This is a genomic window from Pseudomonas sp. P1_F1_2, from assembly GCF_056405815.1.
In genome coordinates, this window is sequence record NZ_JBFUBK010000117.1 from 1 (window position 1) to 18,651 (window position 18,651).

General features: G+C 57.7%; 20 protein-coding genes. 14 read left to right on the forward strand and 6 right to left on the reverse strand.

All coding sequences use genetic code 11. The features are described 5' to 3' along the window. Window positions 1–83: 83 nt before the first annotated feature. Entirely contained in the window at window positions 84–1,121 is a 1,038-nt protein-coding gene (locus tag AC1D2P_RS26035) for an alpha/beta hydrolase family protein (protein ID WP_477811664.1), read from the reverse strand. A 250-nt stretch (window positions 1,122–1,371) separates the two neighbouring features. Then, the gene (locus AC1D2P_RS26040) at window positions 1,372–1,983 is read right to left on the reverse strand and encodes an FMN-dependent NADH-azoreductase (protein WP_477758129.1); all 612 of its coding nucleotides are present in this window, start codon (window positions 1,981–1,983) and stop codon (window positions 1,372–1,374) included. A 129-nt stretch (window positions 1,984–2,112) separates the two neighbouring features. Here AC1D2P_RS26040 and AC1D2P_RS26045 point away from each other — a divergent pair, with 129 nt between their 5' ends. Both AC1D2P_RS26045 and AC1D2P_RS26050 read left to right on the forward strand, forming a co-directional pair. Next, entirely contained in the window at window positions 2,113–3,021 is a 909-nt protein-coding gene (locus AC1D2P_RS26045; protein ID WP_046033108.1) for a LysR substrate-binding domain-containing protein, read from the forward strand. Beyond that, window positions 3,018–3,377, forward strand: coding sequence for an MmcQ/YjbR family DNA-binding protein (locus tag AC1D2P_RS26050; RefSeq protein ID WP_109786983.1), 360 nt, complete (start codon window positions 3,018–3,020; stop codon window positions 3,375–3,377). Before AC1D2P_RS26045 ends, AC1D2P_RS26050 begins: the two co-directional genes overlap by 4 nt. On the opposite strand, the gene AC1D2P_RS26055 is transcribed toward AC1D2P_RS26050, so the two are convergent. Together AC1D2P_RS26055 and AC1D2P_RS26060 are read right to left on the reverse strand one after the other, a co-directional pair. Next, window positions 3,374–3,805: a DUF1294 domain-containing protein gene (locus tag AC1D2P_RS26055; RefSeq protein ID WP_046033106.1), complete on the reverse strand. Its 432-nt coding sequence runs from the start codon at window positions 3,803–3,805 to the stop codon at window positions 3,374–3,376. The two genes, AC1D2P_RS26050 and AC1D2P_RS26055, sit on opposite strands and share 4 nt — an antisense overlap. After that, entirely contained in the window at window positions 3,802–4,632 is an 831-nt protein-coding gene (locus AC1D2P_RS26060) for an undecaprenyl-diphosphate phosphatase (RefSeq protein WP_077432119.1), read from the reverse strand. Before AC1D2P_RS26060 ends, AC1D2P_RS26055 begins: the two co-directional genes overlap by 4 nt. Window positions 4,633–4,924: 292 nt before the next feature. On the opposite strand from AC1D2P_RS26060, the gene AC1D2P_RS26065 reads away from it, so the two are divergent. The 9 genes from AC1D2P_RS26065 (at window position 4,925) to AC1D2P_RS26105 (ending at window position 13,216) form a co-directional block, all read left to right on the forward strand. Next, complete coding sequence (locus tag AC1D2P_RS26065) at window positions 4,925–6,559, forward strand: methyl-accepting chemotaxis protein (protein WP_223525529.1); 1,635 nt, start codon at window positions 4,925–4,927, stop codon at window positions 6,557–6,559. Between the two features lie 200 nt (window positions 6,560–6,759). Further along, window positions 6,760–7,323 (forward strand): nicotinamide riboside transporter PnuC, encoded by a 564-nt coding sequence (pnuC, locus tag AC1D2P_RS26070; RefSeq protein ID WP_258665800.1) that lies wholly within the window; start codon window positions 6,760–6,762, stop codon window positions 7,321–7,323. After that, window positions 7,320–7,844: an AAA family ATPase gene (locus tag AC1D2P_RS26075; protein WP_477758154.1), complete on the forward strand. Its 525-nt coding sequence runs from the start codon at window positions 7,320–7,322 to the stop codon at window positions 7,842–7,844. The genes pnuC and AC1D2P_RS26075 overlap by 4 nt, the downstream gene beginning before the upstream one ends. 355 nt (window positions 7,845–8,199) lie before the next feature. Next, window positions 8,200–8,667, forward strand: a complete 468-nt coding sequence (locus tag AC1D2P_RS26080) for a hypothetical protein (RefSeq protein WP_109786986.1) — start codon at window positions 8,200–8,202, stop codon at window positions 8,665–8,667. A gap of 1 nt (window position 8,668) precedes the next feature. Next, window positions 8,669–9,247, forward strand: coding sequence for a hypothetical protein (locus AC1D2P_RS26085; RefSeq protein ID WP_046033100.1), 579 nt, complete (start codon window positions 8,669–8,671; stop codon window positions 9,245–9,247). Window positions 9,248–9,310: 63 nt separating this feature from the next. Then, window positions 9,311–10,324, forward strand: a complete 1,014-nt coding sequence (locus tag AC1D2P_RS26090; RefSeq protein WP_109786987.1) for a heme utilization protein — start codon at window positions 9,311–9,313, stop codon at window positions 10,322–10,324. Window positions 10,325–10,388: 64 nt separating this feature from the next. Further along, window positions 10,389–11,069, forward strand: coding sequence for a C39 family peptidase (locus tag AC1D2P_RS26095; protein WP_109786988.1), 681 nt, complete (start codon window positions 10,389–10,391; stop codon window positions 11,067–11,069). A 26-nt stretch (window positions 11,070–11,095) separates the two neighbouring features. Next, window positions 11,096–11,866 carry a hypothetical protein gene (locus tag AC1D2P_RS26100; protein ID WP_477811665.1) on the forward strand — a complete coding sequence of 257 codons (771 nt, stop codon included), beginning with the start codon at window positions 11,096–11,098 and terminating at the stop codon, window positions 11,864–11,866. A 45-nt stretch (window positions 11,867–11,911) separates the two neighbouring features. Next, window positions 11,912–13,216, forward strand: a complete 1,305-nt coding sequence (locus AC1D2P_RS26105) for a hypothetical protein (protein ID WP_109786990.1) — start codon at window positions 11,912–11,914, stop codon at window positions 13,214–13,216. 69 nt (window positions 13,217–13,285) lie between these two features. Here AC1D2P_RS26105 and AC1D2P_RS26110 read toward each other — a convergent pair whose 3' ends face one another. Continuing rightward, complete coding sequence (locus tag AC1D2P_RS26110) at window positions 13,286–14,611, reverse strand: sigma-54 dependent transcriptional regulator (protein ID WP_046033095.1); 1,326 nt, start codon at window positions 14,609–14,611, stop codon at window positions 13,286–13,288. A gap of 343 nt (window positions 14,612–14,954) precedes the next feature. On the opposite strand from AC1D2P_RS26110, the gene AC1D2P_RS26115 reads away from it, so the two are divergent. From AC1D2P_RS26115 to nhaB, 3 genes are all read left to right on the forward strand, one after another. Next, window positions 14,955–15,221, forward strand: a complete 267-nt coding sequence (locus AC1D2P_RS26115) for a hypothetical protein (protein WP_109786991.1) — start codon at window positions 14,955–14,957, stop codon at window positions 15,219–15,221. Between the two features lie 274 nt (window positions 15,222–15,495). After that, window positions 15,496–16,785 carry a hypothetical protein gene (locus AC1D2P_RS26120; RefSeq protein WP_109786992.1) on the forward strand — a complete coding sequence of 430 codons (1,290 nt, stop codon included), beginning with the start codon at window positions 15,496–15,498 and terminating at the stop codon, window positions 16,783–16,785. A 76-nt stretch (window positions 16,786–16,861) separates the two neighbouring features. After that, entirely contained in the window at window positions 16,862–18,364 is a 1,503-nt protein-coding gene (gene nhaB, locus AC1D2P_RS26125) for a sodium/proton antiporter NhaB (RefSeq protein ID WP_477811666.1), read from the forward strand. A 26-nt stretch (window positions 18,365–18,390) separates the two neighbouring features. Here nhaB and AC1D2P_RS26130 read toward each other — a convergent pair. Then, the coding region (locus AC1D2P_RS26130; protein WP_477811667.1) for an HAD family hydrolase at window positions 18,391–18,651 on the reverse strand (261 nt) is incomplete at its 5' end.

An 18,651-nucleotide genomic window follows, 5' to 3' on the forward strand; every position in this document is an offset into this window, starting at 1 on the left:
ACCTGAAACACCTTAGCGGCTGATTTTACGACTGCTGCGCAGCCGGACGCAGGCTTCGCCAGCTGCTACAGGGGTTGCGGTGTTCACTGATCCGCGGTTTGCAGACCTGCGCGGGTTGCGATGCCCAGGGTGCGGGAGAAGAAACGCCCGGCTTCGGAAATCATGTCGCGATGGATGCCTTCGCGGTCGACCCCATCGGCGTCGGTACACAGTGCTGGCATGGCAATGATCTGCTCTTCGTTGCACGGGGCCATGAACACGAAATGCCCCGCGCCGGCCAACAACTTGAAGTCGGGGGCAATCGGCAACTTGCGCGCAAGGGCCGCTGCGTTCTTGTCGAACGCGACCAGTTTGTCGCCGTCGCCGCTGTACAGCAGCACCGGCACATGCACATCGGCCAGGGTGTGACGGCCGAACTTCAAGCTCAGCGGCGCCATCAATAGCAACGCATGCACGCGCGGGTCGGCCACGGGTTGAAGGTCATCGCGGTCGACGATCAATTCACCCTTGGTGTTGCAGGCATCGCGGTCGTCCGGGCGTTCCTCGCAATACCGACGCAGACGATCCAGGTCAGGCGTGGCACCGGACAGGATCAACGCCGTCTCACCGCCCGCCGAATAGCCAATCACCCCGACCTGATTGGCATTGACGAATGGCGCGAGCATGCGATCACCCAAGGTAGCGGTGATGGCTTCGGAAATCTGGATGGGTCGGCCGTAAAGGTTACTCAGCGTACCGAGGCGGCYGTGGTCTTTGGAGTTGTCGCCAGGATGGATCACCGCGACCACCACAAAGCCTTTGCGCGCCAGCGAGGTGGCGAGGTCGTGCAGGGCCAGCGGGGTTCCGGTGTTGCCGTGGGACAGCATCAGCATCGGGAAACGCCCGATGGCAACAGCGCTGTCTTCGCCGGCTTCGACGGTGTAACCCTCGATTTTACTGGTGTGCTCCCTGTCACTGGAGGGATAGAACGCGATGGCGTGCATCGGTTGCAAATCGAGGGGGTCGAGAAAACTCATCTCATGGAAGCCGACGCTCCAGTGAGGATGTGGCGCAGGCGCGGCGTGCACTGAATTCAGGCTGCTGAGCAGGCAAAACAGTAACGTTGCACAAAGACGCACCATAAGGATGCCCCACCATTTTGTTACTTGACCGGAAAGCCCGTTCTCCTCGGATCATCGAGGCAGCGGCCTTGTACCAGCATTTGCGGCCAACAAGGTCATTGCAGAACGGGAACGTTAACCCGTTACTGCATAACCTGGGCCATAACCTGAAACGGCCAGAAACAAAAAACTCCGTATCTGGCACTTGCGTGGCCAGAATACAGAGTTTTTTGGGGTATTGCCCTAGCAGTTTGCTGCCTTTACGCAAGCCTTACGCGGCGGCGAACAATTGCTCGCTGATTTGCGCTTGAGCATCGCTCATGGCTTTGGTGCGAACTTCGTCACCGTAAGCCAGGCCGTGGGCGCGGACAAACTCAATGTCGGTGATGCCGATGAAGCCGAACAGCACTTTCAAATACTCTTCGTGAGCCACACCCGTGGCCTGACCGGCATGCATGCCACCGGAAGTGGAAACGATCACGACTTTCTTGCCACCGCACAGGCCTTCAGGGCCGGCTTCGGTGTAACGGAAGGTCTGACCGGCAACGGCGATGCGATCGATCCAGGCCTTGAGTTGGGTCGGAATGGTGAAGTTGTACATCGGCGCGGCGATCACGACGGCATCTGCGGCGAGGAATTCGGCCAGGGTCTTGGCGCTCAGCTCGGCTTCGTGCTGTTGCGCGGCGTTGCGCAGTTCAGCGGTAGTACCGGCGGCGACCAGGGTCGTGGCGGAGAAATGGCTGATGGCATCAGCCGCCAGGTCGCGGTAGGTAACCACGGCGTTTGGCTCTGCAGTTTGCCAGGCTTTAACGACTTCGCTGCTCAGCAGACGGGAAGCCGAGTTGTCACCAAGAATGCTCGAATCGATATGCAACAGTTTCATGTGGGATCTCCAGGTGAGGATCGCCACGGGGCGATCYGATGGAGAGAATCCTACAGGCGAAACCAATAGCTGATTAGACTGCAACAATGCGATAGTTCGTCCCACTGATAGAACAGTCGAGCAACTGTCATGCAAGATCTCAATGATCTCTACTATTTTGCCAAGGTGGTTGAAGCCGGCGGCTTCGCGGCGGCAGGTCGCGTGCTCGGGATTCCCAAATCCCGCTTGTCGCGCCGGATTGCCGAGCTGGAAGAACGCCTGGGCGCGCGCCTGCTGCAACGCACCACTCGGCAACTCAAGCTGACGGCGGTGGGCGAGCGTTACTTGCGCCACTGTCAGGCGATGCTGCTGGAAGCCGAAATGGCCGATGAAGCGGTCGCCAGCATGTCCAGCGAACCGCGCGGGCGGTTGCGGGTGTCCTGTCCCGTCGGCCTGGCGCATGAAATGCTGCCGACGGTCATTGCCCGATTTCTGGACAAATACCCGCAGGTACAACTGGAAGTCATGTTGCTCAATCGCCGGGTCGACCTGGTGACTGAAGGCGTCGATGTCGCCTTGCGCGTGCGTGAACTGGGCGACGAAGATCCGTTGCTGGTGACCCGTCGCCTGCGCCAGGCGCAAATGGCCATGGTCGCCACCCCGGATTTTTTGCACGGACGTGAAATCAACCAGCCCGAAGACCTCAGAAACCTGCCGGTGCTGGGCGCCCTCGAAGCCGACCGCATGGTGCATATCCGCCTGCTCGATCTCCAGGGAAAAAGCGTCGAGCTGAGCCTGGAAGCGCGATTGGGCATCGATGACTTCATTGTGCGCAAGGCCTGCACCCTCGCCGGCCAGGGCTTTACCCTGTTGCCCATGATGTATTGCGAGCAAGAGCTGGAAGCCGGTTCGCTAGTCCAATTGCTGCCCGACTGGTCATTGCCTGGCGGCTGGCTACAAGCGGTCTACCCTCATCGGCGCGGGGTGATGCCGGCGGTTCGCGCCTGGCTCGACCATTTGATCGAATCATTCAATGCCTGTGGGGACCGACTGATATGAAGGCTGGACGTATGAGCGAACAGGATGTCGCGCAGTTCTGCCTCGCGCTACCGGGTGCGCGGGAGGACTATAAATGGGGAGGTGTGCGGGTGTTTTCGATTGCAGGAAACAAGATGTTCGCCTTGCAGAACCTGCGTGGCGCATCGCTGGCCTTCAAAGTCGACAAGGACCTGTTTCTGGGGCATTGCGACCGACCGGGCATCCACCCAGCTCCCTATCTGGCGAGAGCCCAGTGGATCATCATGCAAACGCCCTACCCGCTGGGCGCCGAAGAACTGCAAGGCTTGTTGCAACGTTCCCACCAACTGGTGGTGAGCAAGTTGCCCAAGCGTACCCAGGTTGGATTGCTGCTTTAAAACAGTGCCAACAGGTGGGCGCCGAGGAACAGCTGATCGATCCAGAACACCTGATGCAACAGCACAATCAGCCAGAACAACAGCTGAAACGAGACTTTGCGAGTCTTGTGCCGGAACACTTGCTGAGCCAGCAACGCGCCAGGCCAGCCGCCGGCCAGTTCGACCGCATGCAAGACGTTTTCCGGCGTGCGCCAGGTATCGGCGCGGGCCTTGCGCTTGTCACTCCAGTACAGGAAAAACGCCAGCACACTGACGCCCCCATACGCCGCCAGCGGAATCAATGACACCCCGCGCAGCCAGAGCAAAACCGACCCTGCCAACGGCAACGCGCACAGCGCTGCGAAAACCAGCAGCTTGAGTCGTAGATGCTGGATGTGCTCGCCCCCGGACCTGCGCCCGGGGTTGTGGCGCGTGCCGGCGTCACTCATGGCTTGGCCGCGGACCAGTCGACCCAACCAAATTGCCAAGTGGCCAGAATGATCAGGCCGAACACGATGCGATACCAGGCGAACGCCGCGTAGCTGTGGCTGGCGATGAACTTGAGCAAGCCACGGACCGCGATCATGGCGAAGATGAACGCCGTGACGAAACCAATCGCGAACACCGGGAAATCCGCTGGCACGAACAGGTGACGGTATTTGAAGCCCGAGTACACCGCCGCAGCGACCATGGTCGGCATCGCCAGGAAAAACGAGAACTCGGTAGCGGTCTTGCGCGACAGGCCAAACAGCAACCCGCCGATGATGGTCGACCCGGAACGCGATGTACCTGGAATCATTGCCAGGCACTGAGCGAAACCGACTTTCAACGCATCTTGCCAAGTAATCTCGTCAACGGTTTCGGCGTGCACTTCGTGTTGGCGCTTCTCGGCCCACAACATGATGATCCCGCCCACAACCAGCGCGGTGGCGACAGTAATCGGGTTGAACAGGTAGTGGTGAATCAAGTCGGAGAAAATCACCCCCAACACCACGGCTGGCATGAATGCGATCAGCAGATTGGCCGTGAATCGGCGAGCGCTCGGTTGGGTCGGCAACCCCGTGACCACATCGAGAATCTTGCGGCGAAATTCCCACACCACCGCCAGGATCGCGCCCAATTGAATAATGATGTTGAACGCGATAGCACGTTCACCACCGAAGTCGAGCAAGTCGGCCACGATGATTTGGTGCCCGGTACTGGAAATGGGCAGAAACTCCGTCAGCCCTTCTACTACGCCAAGTATCAATGCCTGAAAGGCGGTCCAAAGATCCATCAATCCCCCAAGAAGCGATGCCCCCAGGCATGCCCCGTTAGTTTTCTTAAAACGTTCATTGCGCTGAGCGTAGTTGAAGTTCCGCGCGCACAGGATCCAGACGAAACCGTAAAAATTCCGTGAAAAGCTGCAAGGATTCAGGTTTTTCCGCGCGGGGCCGAAATCCTAGCAGACATGCCTTTATAACGCTGCCGCGGAATAGGACTTGGGTCGCATATGCCCGAACGGCAAAGCGTGCTTGGATGCTGGCAATCGTTTATTACAAGAAAAAGAAAATCGGAGTGACAGCGTTATGAACAGCTTACGCAGTGTGTCGATCAGCCGGCGCTTGTGGCTCATCTTGATCGTGTCGGTGGTGATGCTACTGACATTGGGCATGCTGATGCTCAAGCAGATTCACGACGACCTTTATCAGGCCAAGGCCCAGAAAACCCAGCACGTCGTGCAGACCGCCAGCGGCATTCTGAATTACTACCATGACCTGGAGACTGCGGGCACCCTCACCCGCGATGCCGCGCAGAAGCAGGCGCTGATGGCGGTTCGCGGGTTGCGCTATGACCAGAATGACTACTTCTGGATCAACGACCTGACGCCGGTGATGATCATGCACCCGGCCAACCCCAAACTCGACGGTCAGAACCTGTCGGCCATCCGCGACCCGGACGGATTCGCGGTGTTTAACGAAATGGTCGCCGTGGCCAAGGCCAAGGGCGCCGGCGTGGTCAATTACCGCTGGCCGAAACCTGGTGCCAGTGCTCCGGTAGAAAAAACCTCCTACGTCAAACTCTTCGAACCCTGGGGCTGGGTGATTGGGTCGGGCGTGTACATCGATGACATGCAGGCCGAGTTTTATGGCCAGGTCTGGAAGGCAACGTCCCTCGGCGTGGTGATTGCCCTGGTGATGGCCCTGCTGGTCATGCTGATTGCGCGCAGTATCGTACGTCCGCTCCAGGAAACGGTGAATGCCATGGCCAATATCGCCAGCGGGGAAAGTGACCTGACCCGCAGCCTAGAAACCCATGGCAACGACGAGGTGGCGCAACTGGCGCGACACTTCAATGCCTTTACCAGCAAGTTGCGCCAGGTCATTACCCAATTGCAGGTGTCCGCCAGTGACTTGGGGCAATCGTCCAGTGACTTGGGCAATGACGCCACCCAGGCCCAGCAGCGCAGTCAGCAGCAATCACAGCAAATGGAGCTGGTGGCCACAGCGATCAATGAAGTGACCTACGGCGTACAGGATGTGGCCAAGAACGCCGAGCATGCGGCCAGCGAGATGCGCGATGCCGAATCTCAGGCACAGCAGGGACAGATCAACATTGACGGAAGCTTGCAGCAGATCGACAAACTGTCCGGCACCATCGATCAAGCCGTGGAAGTGATTCGTACCCTGGCCACAGAAAGCACGCAGATCGGCAGCGTCCTGGAGGTGATCCGTTCCATCGCCGAACAAACCAACCTGCTCGCCCTCAACGCTGCCATCGAGGCCGCGCGGGCCGGTGAACAGGGGCGTGGTTTTGCGGTGGTGGCCGATGAAGTGCGCCTGCTGGCCCAACGCACGCAGAAGTCGACAGCGGAGATCCAGTCGATGATCGAGCGCCTGCAAAACCACTCGGAAGCGGCGGTCAAGGTTATCGGCGACAGTAGCCGGGCATCGCAACTGACCATTGAACAGGCCGGGCTGGCCGGTGCGAGTTTAACGGCAATCGGCCAGGCATTACGTAACCTCAACGGGTTGAACGCATCGATCGCCAGTGCGACGTTGCAGCAAGCCCATGTGGTGGAAGACATCAATCAGAACGTGACCCAGGCTGCACAGTTGTCCCACAGCACCGCGCTGGCGGCGCAACAATCGAGCGTGGCCAGTGTGCGATTGAAAGACCTGAGCGAACAGTTGAACGGGTTGCTCAAGCAATTTCGCGTGTAACCCCCCTGTAGCAACTGTCGAGCAGCGCGAGGCTGCGCGCGGCGACGAAGTCGTCGTAAACCTGCGAACGCGGCTGTCCTGACACGTCGTGGGGCCCCGGACGCAGCCTCGCGCTGCTCGACAGCTGCTACAGCGCTGGTTCTACTTGGCGGCGGCTGCCGGTACAATCCGCCCCCACTTCGCTTTCCCAAGGAACCTCCATGTCCGGGCTTGAACTGTTTGCCGCTGCCCTCGGTGTAATCGCCGTCTGGCTGACCGTCAAACAGAACCCCTGGTGCTGGCCGATCGGTCTGGTCATGGTGCTGCTTTATAGCTGGATCTTTTTTGAGGTAAAGCTGTATTCGGACATGCTCCTGCAAGTGATCTACGCCGCGCTGCAACTCTATGGCTGGTGGCAATGGACCCGCGCAGGCGAGGCGAAAACCGGTCGGCAGGTCAGTCGCCTCGATGGCAAGTCGGTAGCCCTTGGCCTTGCGGTCGGCGCGCTGGGCAGTGCGCTGTTGGGCGCCGCCATGGCGCACTGGACCGATGCCGCCCAGCCTTGGCTCGACGCCGCACTGACCGGCTTCAGTCTGGTTGCACAGATGTGGATGGCGCAAAAACGCGTGCAATGCTGGCCACTGTGGATTGCCGTCGATGTGGTTTTCGTCGGGCTGTTTATCTACAAAGGCATGTACATCACATGTGCCCTCTATGCACTGTTCCTGCTGCTGGCAGTGCAAGGCTGGCGTGAATGGCGGGCCGAGCCGGCGCTACGCACGTGAAGGTGCTGGTGCTGACGGGGCCCGAATCCAGCGGCAAGAGCTGGCTGGCGGCCGAGTTACAAGGGCATTTTGGCGGCGTGCGAGTCGATGAATTCGTGCGTTGGTTCATCGAACAAAATCCCCGCGACACCTGCCTGGACGATATTGCTGAGATCGCCCGTGGCCAGTTGCAATGGGAAGATGAAGCACGTTCCCGACAGCCTCGACTTTTGATTCTCGACACCCATTTGCTGAGCAATATCCTTTGGAGCAACACCTTGTTTGGCGACTGCCCTGCATGGCTTGAGCCCGCGTTGCTGGCCCGCCATTACGATCTGCACCTGCTGCTGTCACCGGAGCAGGTCGATTGGACGGACGACGGCCAGCGTTGTCAGCCCGAACTGAGTGAGCGCCTGGCATTTTTCACGTCGACCCAGACCTGGCTCGAACAACACCGCAAGCCGTTTCAGATTATTCAGGGAAGCTGGACACAACGGCGGTTTCAGGCGATTGAAGCGGTGAGCCATCTGCTGGATTGCTGAGCCTTCATTGGGGCGATTTCCCCAGTGATCCCCCCTGTTTTGGGGGAAAGTGTCCACTCCTGAAACACTCATCTGCCCGCAAACAGGCTGTTTCAGCGCTCTTCATCATCTTGTCATGGCGCTTGTTAAACCGTTGAAACACTTCAGCGCAAACCCCCGTGCTAGAGCTTTGCGTCGGGAATAGTCGGTAAAACCCCGCCCCGGTTGTCTCACGCATGAAACATTGAGCGTATCGCACACTTTTCACAAACGCCTAACCCATTGAATTAACAAAACAATTCAAAAGCGGCACAGCTTTCGCTCTCTCCTTCCCAACGCTGACTAGGGCCAGCCCACAAAAGAAGGAATTGCTGCCGTGGGGACTTTCAACAAAGGCATTTCAAAAGGTATTTCATACCTGCTGCTGATCGGATGTGCCGCCGGTTCGGTACTCAGCCTGAATGCTCAGGCCGATGGCAATGGCGTCATTACTCTCAAACGCGATGTTCAGCCTATTCCTATTGGCCGGAACGGGGGCAAAGACCCCTATCCGACCACAGTCAACGCCAACCCTTCACAACGCATCAATACAACCATGACCAACACTGAATTGAGCGACGGTGAATTCGCCAGTGTGGCCAGCGGTTCGACCATCAGCGGCAACGTCAACCCGAACACAAACGGTGGCAGCATGCCAGGCCTCAACGTCGTGACCAATCCCAACGGCATGCCAGGCATGAGCGCCGGCCACGGTGGTGGTAGCGGTGCCGCGATTTCCGGAACCATCAACCGGGCCATGAGTTCCGGCCTGGCCCCACTGACCAGAATGGCCGGAGGTCAATGACATGAATCGCAGCCTCATTTTCCTCGCCCTGTTCGCCAGCGCAAGCGCCATGGCCGACTCCGGCGTCGCCAGCATGAACAACGCCAACATCCAGGATTCCGGCGTCCAGTACAAAGGCAACTTCAACGTCAACCAGGCGGCCGGGGATCAGTTGCAACAAACCAACACCCGGGCTATCGCCATCGGCACCAATGCCGGCGCGTCCACCCACATCAACCAGAAAATCGATACCCCCGCCAACCCTTCGATGAACGCTACTTCCACGATCGGTGGCACCTCTTTCAGTAATGGCAACGGTGTACTGGGCGTTAACCAGAGCGCCGGGGCCAACAACCAAATGGCCAACGCAATGCGCGTCAGCATCAGTGCTGCACCGCAGAGCGTCGACGATAGCGCCCTTTCCCAACAGAACGTGGCGTTGTTACCAAACTCAGGAGCAACTGGACCCCAAACCGGCAGTCGCCAGGTCGTTACCAGCGACCAGGCCTTCACCGGCAGCCGGGGGATTATCCAGGTGAACCAGAGTGCTGGGGTGGGGAACCGAATGGCTAACACCCTCAGCATCCGGGTCGCTGACTGACCCAAACGCAGTGCGATTAGAAAGTACCAACACTTAACCAACTAATAAGCACGGAGAAACACCATGAAACCTACAATGGCCTTAAAACCACTGGTTTTCGCTCTCGCAGCAGTGATGGCAATCGCAGCACAAGCAGGCGGTCGTGATGATGATCACGGTCATGGCAACGGTCACGGCAACGGGCATAACAACCATCAGCCTAAACACCCTACTTTTGAAGAAATGCTTTCAATCTCTGCCGGTGCCGGCGCCACTGTGATGGACCAACAGGACAGCAGTGACAACGGGGTATTGAACCAAGGCACCAAAAACGACGCTAGAGCTGACAGCTCGTTGAATAACTCCAACGGCAACATGGGCGCCAACGTTGCAGCCGGTGACGGCAACCAACAAGACAACGCCGCCGCTTTGGCCACTGCTGACGAAAGCTTTATCTTCGGCTCCGCAGTCGCTATTTCCAGCGCGACTCAAAACAACACCGGCAACACCGTTCTCAACTACTCTAATACCAACAACGCAAACCTGAACAACGCAGGCAATAGTGGCTCAGGCAACATTGGCATCAACGTGACGGCTGGCGATTTCAACCAACAGAAAAACAACCTGGCCATTGCTGTATCCGGCGGTCGTGTAGCCGCAGCAGCAGCCGAAGCCAACCAAACCTCGACTGGCCTGTCCGTGTCTAACTATGGCACTGAGACCTTCAAAAAAGACGAGCTCAAAGGCACCTTCTCTGCTCATGGCAAGTTCTATGCTTCAGGCAAAGCAGTGTCCAAACCAGCTGACGATGATCATGGCCACGGCTATGGTAATGACAACAAAGGCGGTCATGGAGACCACGACGGTGGCACAGTCAAATCTGACTTCACTGCAGTCGGCACCTTCGATCTGGCCGGTGTGACCACTCAACAAGTGCTGACCCCTGATGGCTGGAAAAACCCTGTGACCAACAATGCAAGCATGACTAACTCGATGAACAACTTCTCCGGTAATGGCGGAGCCAACGTATCAGCCGGTAACGGCAACCAACAAAGCAACTCGCTGTCCATCGCCGCAGGTTGCAAAGCCTGCCTGTAATCGCGATCGCAATGAAAGCCCCGGAAACGGGGCTTTTCCACAGTCCCAAAAGGCGTAATCGATCATGCGCAAGACTGCCCTTTTCGCCCTACTCTGCCTGTCTGGCCTGACTCAGGCTGCACAGATGCCAGTAGCCGCCCTGCCTGGCGGCGTGCTGGTCTATAAGCAGGTACAGAGTTTGCGTGAGCGCAAGTTTGCCGACATCGTCGAACAGAAAACCGATTTCAGCTGCGGCGCCGCCGCACTGGCCACGGTGTTACGCCAGGCTTATTGGCTCGACGTCGATGAGGAGCACATCATCAAAGGCATGCTGGTCAACGCTGACCAGAACCTTGTTCGTACTCAAGGTTTCTCCATGCTGGACATGAAGCGCTACATAGAAAGCATCGGCATGCGCGCCAGGGGCTACAAGATCCCACCTGAAAAGCTGGATTCAGTAACGATTCCGGTGGTGGTACTGATGGAAATTCGCGGCTACAAGCATTTCGTGGTGATGCAGCGTGCGGACAAGCAGTGGGTCTACATCGGAGACCCGGTACTCGGACACAAACGCTACTCCCATGATGACTTTGTCAAAGGTTGGAACGGCATAGTCTTCGCTATCGTAGGTCCCGGTTACGACAAAACCAATGCATTACGCAGTCCACCGGTACCGCTGACAGCCAAGAACAAGCTGGATACCTTCAACCCTGTCAGAGATGCTGAGTTGATGGATTTTGGTTTCATACAGAGCGACTTCTTTTAATCGCCAAATGATGATATTGGAGCAGGATGCTCCGGGAGCAGCAGATGAAAACCTCATACTGGCTGGCCGCTGTGTGTCTGGCAGCGAGCGCATCAGGCTATGCCAATGGATTCAAGCCAATCGAAGTAAAGGATCAGGAACTCGCCCAGTTGCGCGGTCGTTATGTGATGCCGGGCCGTATTATCAGCTTCGGCGTTGTAATGAGCAGTACCTGGCGCAATGCCAGTGGTGACRTCATCGGGGCGGCGACGTCCATGCAGATCCAGGCGGCAACGATCAAACCCGAATTCTATGTATCAACCATCAAACAATCAGGCAATTCCGGTCCTGGCGGTACACCTGAACAAGGCACCGGCAATGTAGTCGGCGGCGCTGGACTGTCCACCAGCCAGGGCATTACCCAAAGCGTGCGTGCAGCTGGCGATAGCAACACCGCTTACAACAACGTTTCGATCGATGTGAAGGAAGCTAACCAGGCACCGGCGCTTGTACCGGGGCAGGGCCAGGCTTTGCTGGCAGGGCAAACGATCAGCGGCAGCAACGCCGCCGGTAGCGTGGCAGTGACTGCCACTGGGGGTGGCGTTCAAATGGCAATTACTGCCAACAACAATCAAGGCAACGCGTTGCAACAAGTGGCCCAGGGCGGATTGCTCCAAAACACCCGGCTGATGGGCAACAGCAACATGGTTAACAACCTTACCCAGCTCAACGTAGTACTCAATAATAATGGCCCGAGTGCTGGCGCATTGGACTGCAACCTGACCCAACTTAACGCCCTCCGTACCTTGGGATATTGAACTACGCTCAGTCTCGATCATTGGGTTTAAAGGGACGGCTTATTCATGTATCGATCAGTATCACTGCGTGCAGTAGTTTGTCTGAGTGCTCTATTTCCGGCCGCCGTGCTTCATGCGGCACCCAACTCGGATGTAGAGGCCTTGAAGCAGGAACTTCTGGAGCTAAAGCAACGATACGAAGTACAACAAAAAGCCCTGGCGGTGCTCGAACAACGGGTCCGCCAGGTAGAGGATCAACCCGCAGCTCCCCCACCGAAACGCCTGGCCAAGTCGCCAGCCGACATGAGAGGGAACGCGGTAGCCGCAGGGACTGGCGCAGCAGCAGCATCGGGGGGCGCAGCCGGGGGCAGCGGCAGTTCTTATGGCCAGTCGCTGGCCGATGATTCACAACCGGCACAGAGTGTGTCCAACCTGTATGACGAAGCCAGCGGGTTCTTTGGCGGCGGCAAATTCAGCGTCGAGACCGGGATCACTTACTCCCGATACGACACCCGCCAGCTGATCCTCAACGGTTTCCTGGCACTGGACTCGATCTTCCTGGGCAACATCAACCTCGACCGGATCAAGGCCGATACCTGGACGCTCGATCTCACCGGTCGCTACAACTACAACAACCGTTGGCAGTTCGACCTGAACGTGCCGGTGATTTACCGCGAGTCGACTTATCAGTCCGGCGGCGGCAACCAGGGCGCGGCCAACGTTACAACCGAAGACACGGTCACCAGAGACCCGACGATTGGCGACGTGAACTTCGGGATCGCCTACAAGTTCCTGGACGAATCGGTGAATACCCCGGATGCCGTTGTCACCTTGCGGGTCAAGGCGCCGACCGGCAAGGACCCGTTCGGGATCAAGCTGCGTCAGACCGATGCCAACACCAACCTGTTCGTGCCTGACACCCTGCCAACCGGTAACGGCGTCTGGTCGGTCACCCCGGGTATTTCGCTGGTCAAAACCTTCGATCCGGCGGTGTTGTTCGGCAGCTTGTCTTACACCCACAACTTCGAAGAATCCTTCGACGACATCAGCGCTACCGTCAACCAGAAAACGCCAGGCAAAGTACAAATCGGCGACAGCTTCCAGATCGGCGCTGGTATTGCGTTCGCGCTGAACGAAAAGATGAGTATGTCGTTCTCGGTGTCCGACCTGGTGCAGCGCAGAAGCAAGCTGAAACAGGATGGGGGTGACTGGGAATCCGTGGTCGCCAGCGATGCCAACGCCGGTTATTTCAACATCGGCATGACCATTGCTGCTACCGACAACCTGACCATCGTACCCAACCTGTCCATGGGCATGACGGACGATGCCCCGGACTTCCAGTTCAGCCTGAAATTCCCTTACTACTTCTAACTGTTTCAAGCCCAAGGAAAAGGCCCGCTGCGACGTCAATCGCAGCGGGCCTTTTCGTTTCACCGCGCCCTAGCGGATCTGGTGCTTGTGCAGCAATCGGTAAAAAGTCGGTCTGGAAACGCCCAGGACCCTGGCGGCAACGCTCAGGTTGTCACTGTGCCGATTGAGTACATCGCACAGTGCCTGGCGCTCGGCACGGGTCTTGTAGTCTTCGAGGGTGCCCATGGGGGTGGCAAAGGCTTGCTGGCTGATCAACCCCAAGTCTCGCGCTTCGATCTGCCGCCCCTCGGCGAGCACCAACCCGCGCCGCACCCGATTGGCCAGTTCACGGACATTGCCCGGCCAATCATGTTTGCCCATGGCAATCAGTGCGTCTTCGCTGAAACTGCGAGGCCGTCGGCCGGTTTCGTGGCTGTAGAAATGGGAGAAGTGGTTGGCCAGCATCGACAGGTCGCCGTGACGTTCACGCAGAGGTGCCGTCACCACTTGCAGGACGTTCAGGCGGTAATATAAATCTTCACGAAAACGCTTCTTCTCAATGGCGGCCTCAAGGTCGACGTGCGTCGCCGCCAAAACCCGCACATCCACCGGAATCGGCTGACTCCCACCTACGCGTTCGATGTGTTTTTCCTGTAGGAAACGCAACAGATTGGCTTGCAGTTCCAGCGGTAAATCGCCGATTTCATCAAGGAATAATGTGCCGCCGTTCGCGGCTTCTATCCGCCCGACCTTGCGCTGGTGAGCGCCGGTGAAGGCGCCTTTTTCATGGCCAAACAACTCGGACTGGATCAAATGTTCTGGAATCGCACCGCAGTTGATCGCCACAAAGGGTTTGCTGTGACGCTGGGACTGCCGGTGCAGCGTGCGCGCGACCAATTCCTTGCCCGTGCCGCTTTCACCGCGGATCAAGACCGGTGATTCGGTCGGTGCCAATTTGCTCAGCAACTTGCGAAGTTCGCGAATCGGTTTGCTGTCGCCCAGTAGTTCGTGTTCTGGCTGATCGATGTGAATCGTGCCCTGCCCACGCAGGCGCGCCATGCCGAATGCCCGCCCCAGCGTGACCTGAACCCGGGAGACGTCAAAGGGCAAAGTATGGAAGTCGAAAAACCATTCGCACACGAAGTCCCCGACATTCTGCAAGCGCAGGACTTCCTGGTTAAGGACCGCGATCCACTCGGTGCCGCTGCGGCTGATCAGTTCTTTGACGGCTTCGGGACGTTCCAGATGAAAGGGCTGTAATCGCAACAGGCCGACGTCGCAGGTTCTATCGGCGGCGTTCTCCAGGGAACAGCTATCAACATCCCACCCCACCGAGCGCAAACCCGGTAACAGACGATGGCAGTCGTCACAGGGGTCTACTACTAACAGACGTCGTAACGCAGGCGCTTCGATCATGACTGTTCCTTGGCGCCAAATTTTAGGAAATATTAGTAAAAACAGTCATTTGGCGGACTTGGCTGTAACATTAGCAAGAATTTGACACACCCTTGTATCGATTGACTATAGAAAGGCTGCTTAAACAGTTATAAGAACGACTTGGTTAGTGACCTAACGAGTTGAACCTTTCATTCAGCTTTCAAATCAATACCCCTGCATTGAGTATATGAAAGAAAGTTGAAATTTCTTTTGTTTGTGTGTGACCTGACCCCATGTTGAGGGCATCAGTACAAGTAACCAGCCGAACGGTAAGCCCAACCGACGGCAGATCACTTGATTGGGCACACAGAGAGAAAATCCTATGACCGCCCCGCTCCGTATCAACGAAGCTCTTTTGATTGCCGACCGCGCTTTTAAACCTTTCCAATGCGTGGCCTGGGCCCCACAAGACGGCAATGGTGAACTCAGCATCACCGTCATCGACCGCACCAACACCCACATTAGCCGCGCCCAAATCCCTAGCAGCGAGTATTCCGACCCTGCGCAACTCGAACACCTGCTGCAGCAGGCCCGCGCCGAGTTGAGCGAGAAAGGTTATCAGCTGCAATCATGGTCTATGCCGCACTAAGGGTCTCTGCGGACTACTTCAACGTAGTCCGCCCCCCTGCCTTCTTTTAGTTGGCTGTTTTAACAGTTACAGCGCATCCAACACTCTAACTTTTTCGCCTCGAATTACTTGGCGCACTTGTCTTTGGTTCGAAAAGACACTGTTCTGGCACAGTGCGACCCTCCGCCTGTTAGTTATGACAGTTGTGTGATTGCCCATTCAGGGATTGAATGTTTCACACAGGCAGTTGCCCTCCCGCCCCCGGGTTTCGGACAGCTCGCAAGGAGAGGCGCGCATGCCACACCAGACTGCTTTTGCCCTACCTGTATCGCGGTATACGGCTGGCGATCTCGATAATAGTTTCGCCGCCCGCGGTAAAGCCCAGGTGTATTTCGCCGGGAGTACGTCAAGTATCGCCAATAGCGTGGAAATTGACTCCAGTGGCCGCGTGCTGGTGGCGGCGACGGTTGGCCTGCGAGGTGGTAACTGCTTTGGCCTGGCCCGTTTACTGGAAGACGGTTCGGCGGACCTCGCATTTGGCCATAACGGCAGCGTTATCGGGCAGTTCCAGCGCGGCTTCGAAGCCATGGCGGGCAAAGTGCATCTGTTGGCCAACGGACACATTCTGGTGGCCGGGCTGCACTATGAAGACACTCACCGAACGCTTCCAGCCTTGGCGCTGTTCGATTCCCAAGGTCACCCGGTCAGGCATTTTGGTGACAATGGGATCAGTGTCATTCGCCTGCCGGGAAACTTGTCCCTGGGCACCCGCGATGTCTGGCTTCCCCCTGGCGTTCCAGGCGCCGAAGCCTGCGACGTGCAAGTGCTGGCTGACGGCGGGATTCTGCTGCTGGCCAACCACCATTTTGAACTGGCCGATCATGTCGGCCTGTTGATACGCCTTACCCGCCATGGCCAATTGGATACGTCCTTCAATGGCCGCGGCTTTGTCATCGTCCGGCACCTGCTGATGAACTCCTGGCTCAGTAGCCTCATGGTGCAACGAGACGGCCGGATCATGGTCGGCGGATCGATTAATTTCCCCGTGGAAGGTTTACTGGCGCGCTACCTCCCCGATGGCCGTCTGGATGACTCTTTCGCCGTGGATGGCTTTATGTCGTTCAGGGCTGAAGAGCGGGGCGCTCAGGTCAACCAGGTCATCGAGATGGAAAATGGCGACCTGCTGTGCTTTGGCAGCAGCCGCGACCCGATGCACTGCCTGGCCTTCAAACTACACAGCAATGGCCGCCCCGATGTTCACTGCAACGGCGGCCAGCCACAACTACTGAACATCGGTCACAGCGGTTGCCAATGGACCGCCGCCCGGCATCAGGTAGATGGTCGAGTGCTGGCAGTTGGCGCCACAAACGGCGGCGTCGAAGCCGATTTCCTTTTAGCCCGGTATTTGCCGGGTGGGCAGCTGGACCCCGGTTTCGCCGAAGGCACCTGCTGGGTTCGCACCCGCCTGGGCCGCAGCCTGGATACCGCTATGTCGGTAGCGGTTCAAGCTGATGGAAGAATCGTCGTAGGCGGTTATTCGCTGGATGGCAACTACAAGGCCGTTGTGGTGCGCTATCTCGGGTAATCCATTACCTTTCCCGGACTTGATATTCCCATCTTGTTACGGCAAGTTGCGCGCTTCTTTAAACAAGGAGTAGCCGATGTCCGGTTCAATGGCCCAGGCGTTCGCGCACAACTTTCTCGGCCACTCACCTCGCTGGTACAAGGCGAGCATTCTCGGTTTCCTGATTCTCAACGCACTGGTGCTGTGGACCGTCGGCCCCGTTGCGGCCGGTTGGCTGCTGGTGCTGGAGTTCATCTTTACCCTGGCCATGGCACTCAAGTGTTACCCGCTGATGCCCGGCGGGTTGCTGCTGATTGAAGCCCTGCTGCTTAAAATGACCACGGCACAGGCGCTTTATGACGAACTGGTGCATAACTTTCCGGTCATCCTGTTGTTGATGTTCATGGTGGCCGGCATCTACTTCATGAAAGACCTGCTGCTGTTTCTGTTTTCGCGCTTGCTCCTGGGGGTTCGCTCCAAGGCGCTGTTGTCGTTGATGTTCTGCTTTCTCTCGGCATTCCTCTCGGCCTTCCTTGACGCATTGACCGTGACCGCGGTGATTATCAGTGCGGCCGTGGGGTTTTATTCGGTGTATCACCGCGTTGCCTCGGGCAATGATCCTCGCCAGGACAGCGAGTACAGCGATGACCAGCAATTGCCCACGCTTCACCATGGCGACCTCGAACAGTTTCGTGCCTTTCTGCGCAGTCTTTTGATGCACGGTGCCGTCGGCACGGCGTTAGGCGGTGTCTGCACACTGGTGGGTGAACCGCAGAACCTGCTGATCGGCCATGAGATGGGCTGGCATTTCTCCGATTTCTTTTTGAAAGTTGCCCCCGTCTCACTGCCGGTACTGGCCGCCGGTTTGTTGACCTGCGTGCTCCTGGAAAAACTGYGCTGGTTCGGCTACGGCACACTGCTGCCGGACAACGTTCGGGCGGTGCTGGCCAACTTTGCCGCCGAAGACAACGCCGAGCGCACTTCGCGCCAGCGTGCCGCCTTGCTGGTGCAGGGTGCCGCCGCGTTGATCCTGATTGCAGGGTTGGCGTTTCACATCGCGGAAGTCGGYCTGATCGGCTTGATGGTGATCGTGTTGATCACGGCCTTCACCGGCATCACCGACGAGCACCGTATCGGCAACGCCTTCAAGGACGCCATGCCCTTCACCGCGTTACTGGTGGTGTTTTTTGCGGTGGTCGCGGTGATTCACGACCAGCAATTGTTCACACCGCTGATCCAGTGGGTACTGGCACTGCCGGCCGACCAGCAACCGGGCATGTTGTTTATTGCCAATGGCTTGCTGTCAGCCATCAGTGACAACGTGTTTGTGGCGACCATTTACATCACCGAAGTGAAACGCGCCTTCATCTCCGGCCACATGAGCCGTGAACACTTCGAGACACTGGCCATTGCGATCAATACCGGGACGAACCTGCCCAGCGTGGCGACGCCCAATGGACAAGCCGCGTTTCTGTTTTTGCTGACCTCGGCAATTGCCCCGCTGATTCGCCTGTCGTACGGCTGCATGGTGTGGATGGCGTTGCCGTACACCGTGGTGATGGGTGTTCTTGGGTGGTACGCCGTTAGTTTCTGGCTGTAATACAGAACAAAAACTGTAGGAGTCAGTCAGCGAGCGAGGATATAGCGCTCGATCGCCTGGGCAGCACCGTCTTCGGTGTTAGGCCCGGTCACCACATCCGCCTGGCGCTTGACGGCCTCCTCCGCCTGCCCCATGGCAATCGACAACCCGGCACGATGAAACATCGCCGGGTCATTGCCACCATCGCCCAGCGCGGCAGTCTGTTCCAGCGGCACACCGAGATGCTCGGCCAGTGTCGCCAGCGCCGCGCCCTTGTTCGCCTGCATCGCGGTCACGTCCAGATACAC

Coding starts and splice junctions, on each gene's coding strand:
- AC1D2P_RS26065 (WP_223525529.1), top strand. CDS start 4,925: ATGAACAGCTTACGCAGTGTGTCGATCAGCCGGCGCTTGTGGCTCATC.
- AC1D2P_RS26060 (WP_077432119.1), bottom strand. CDS start 4,632: ATGGATCTTTGGACCGCCTTTCAGGCATTGATACTTGGCGTAGTAGAA.
- AC1D2P_RS26115 (WP_109786991.1), top strand. CDS start 14,955: ATGACCGCCCCGCTCCGTATCAACGAAGCTCTTTTGATTGCCGACCGC.
- AC1D2P_RS26110 (WP_046033095.1), bottom strand. CDS start 14,611: ATGATCGAAGCGCCTGCGTTACGACGTCTGTTAGTAGTAGACCCCTGT.
- AC1D2P_RS26055 (WP_046033106.1), bottom strand. CDS start 3,805: ATGAGTGACGCCGGCACGCGCCACAACCCCGGGCGCAGGTCCGGGGGC.
- AC1D2P_RS26120 (WP_109786992.1), top strand. CDS start 15,496: ATGCCACACCAGACTGCTTTTGCCCTACCTGTATCGCGGTATACGGCT.
- AC1D2P_RS26090 (WP_109786987.1), top strand. CDS start 9,311: ATGAAACCTACAATGGCCTTAAAACCACTGGTTTTCGCTCTCGCAGCA.
- AC1D2P_RS26085 (WP_046033100.1), top strand. CDS start 8,669: ATGAATCGCAGCCTCATTTTCCTCGCCCTGTTCGCCAGCGCAAGCGCC.
- AC1D2P_RS26050 (WP_109786983.1), top strand. CDS start 3,018: ATGAAGGCTGGACGTATGAGCGAACAGGATGTCGCGCAGTTCTGCCTC.
- AC1D2P_RS26105 (WP_109786990.1), top strand. CDS start 11,912: ATGTATCGATCAGTATCACTGCGTGCAGTAGTTTGTCTGAGTGCTCTA.
- pnuC (WP_258665800.1), top strand. CDS start 6,760: ATGTCCGGGCTTGAACTGTTTGCCGCTGCCCTCGGTGTAATCGCCGTC.
- AC1D2P_RS26095 (WP_109786988.1), top strand. CDS start 10,389: ATGCGCAAGACTGCCCTTTTCGCCCTACTCTGCCTGTCTGGCCTGACT.
- AC1D2P_RS26045 (WP_046033108.1), top strand. CDS start 2,113: ATGCAAGATCTCAATGATCTCTACTATTTTGCCAAGGTGGTTGAAGCC.
- AC1D2P_RS26040 (WP_477758129.1), bottom strand. CDS start 1,983: ATGAAACTGTTGCATATCGATTCGAGCATTCTTGGTGACAACTCGGCT.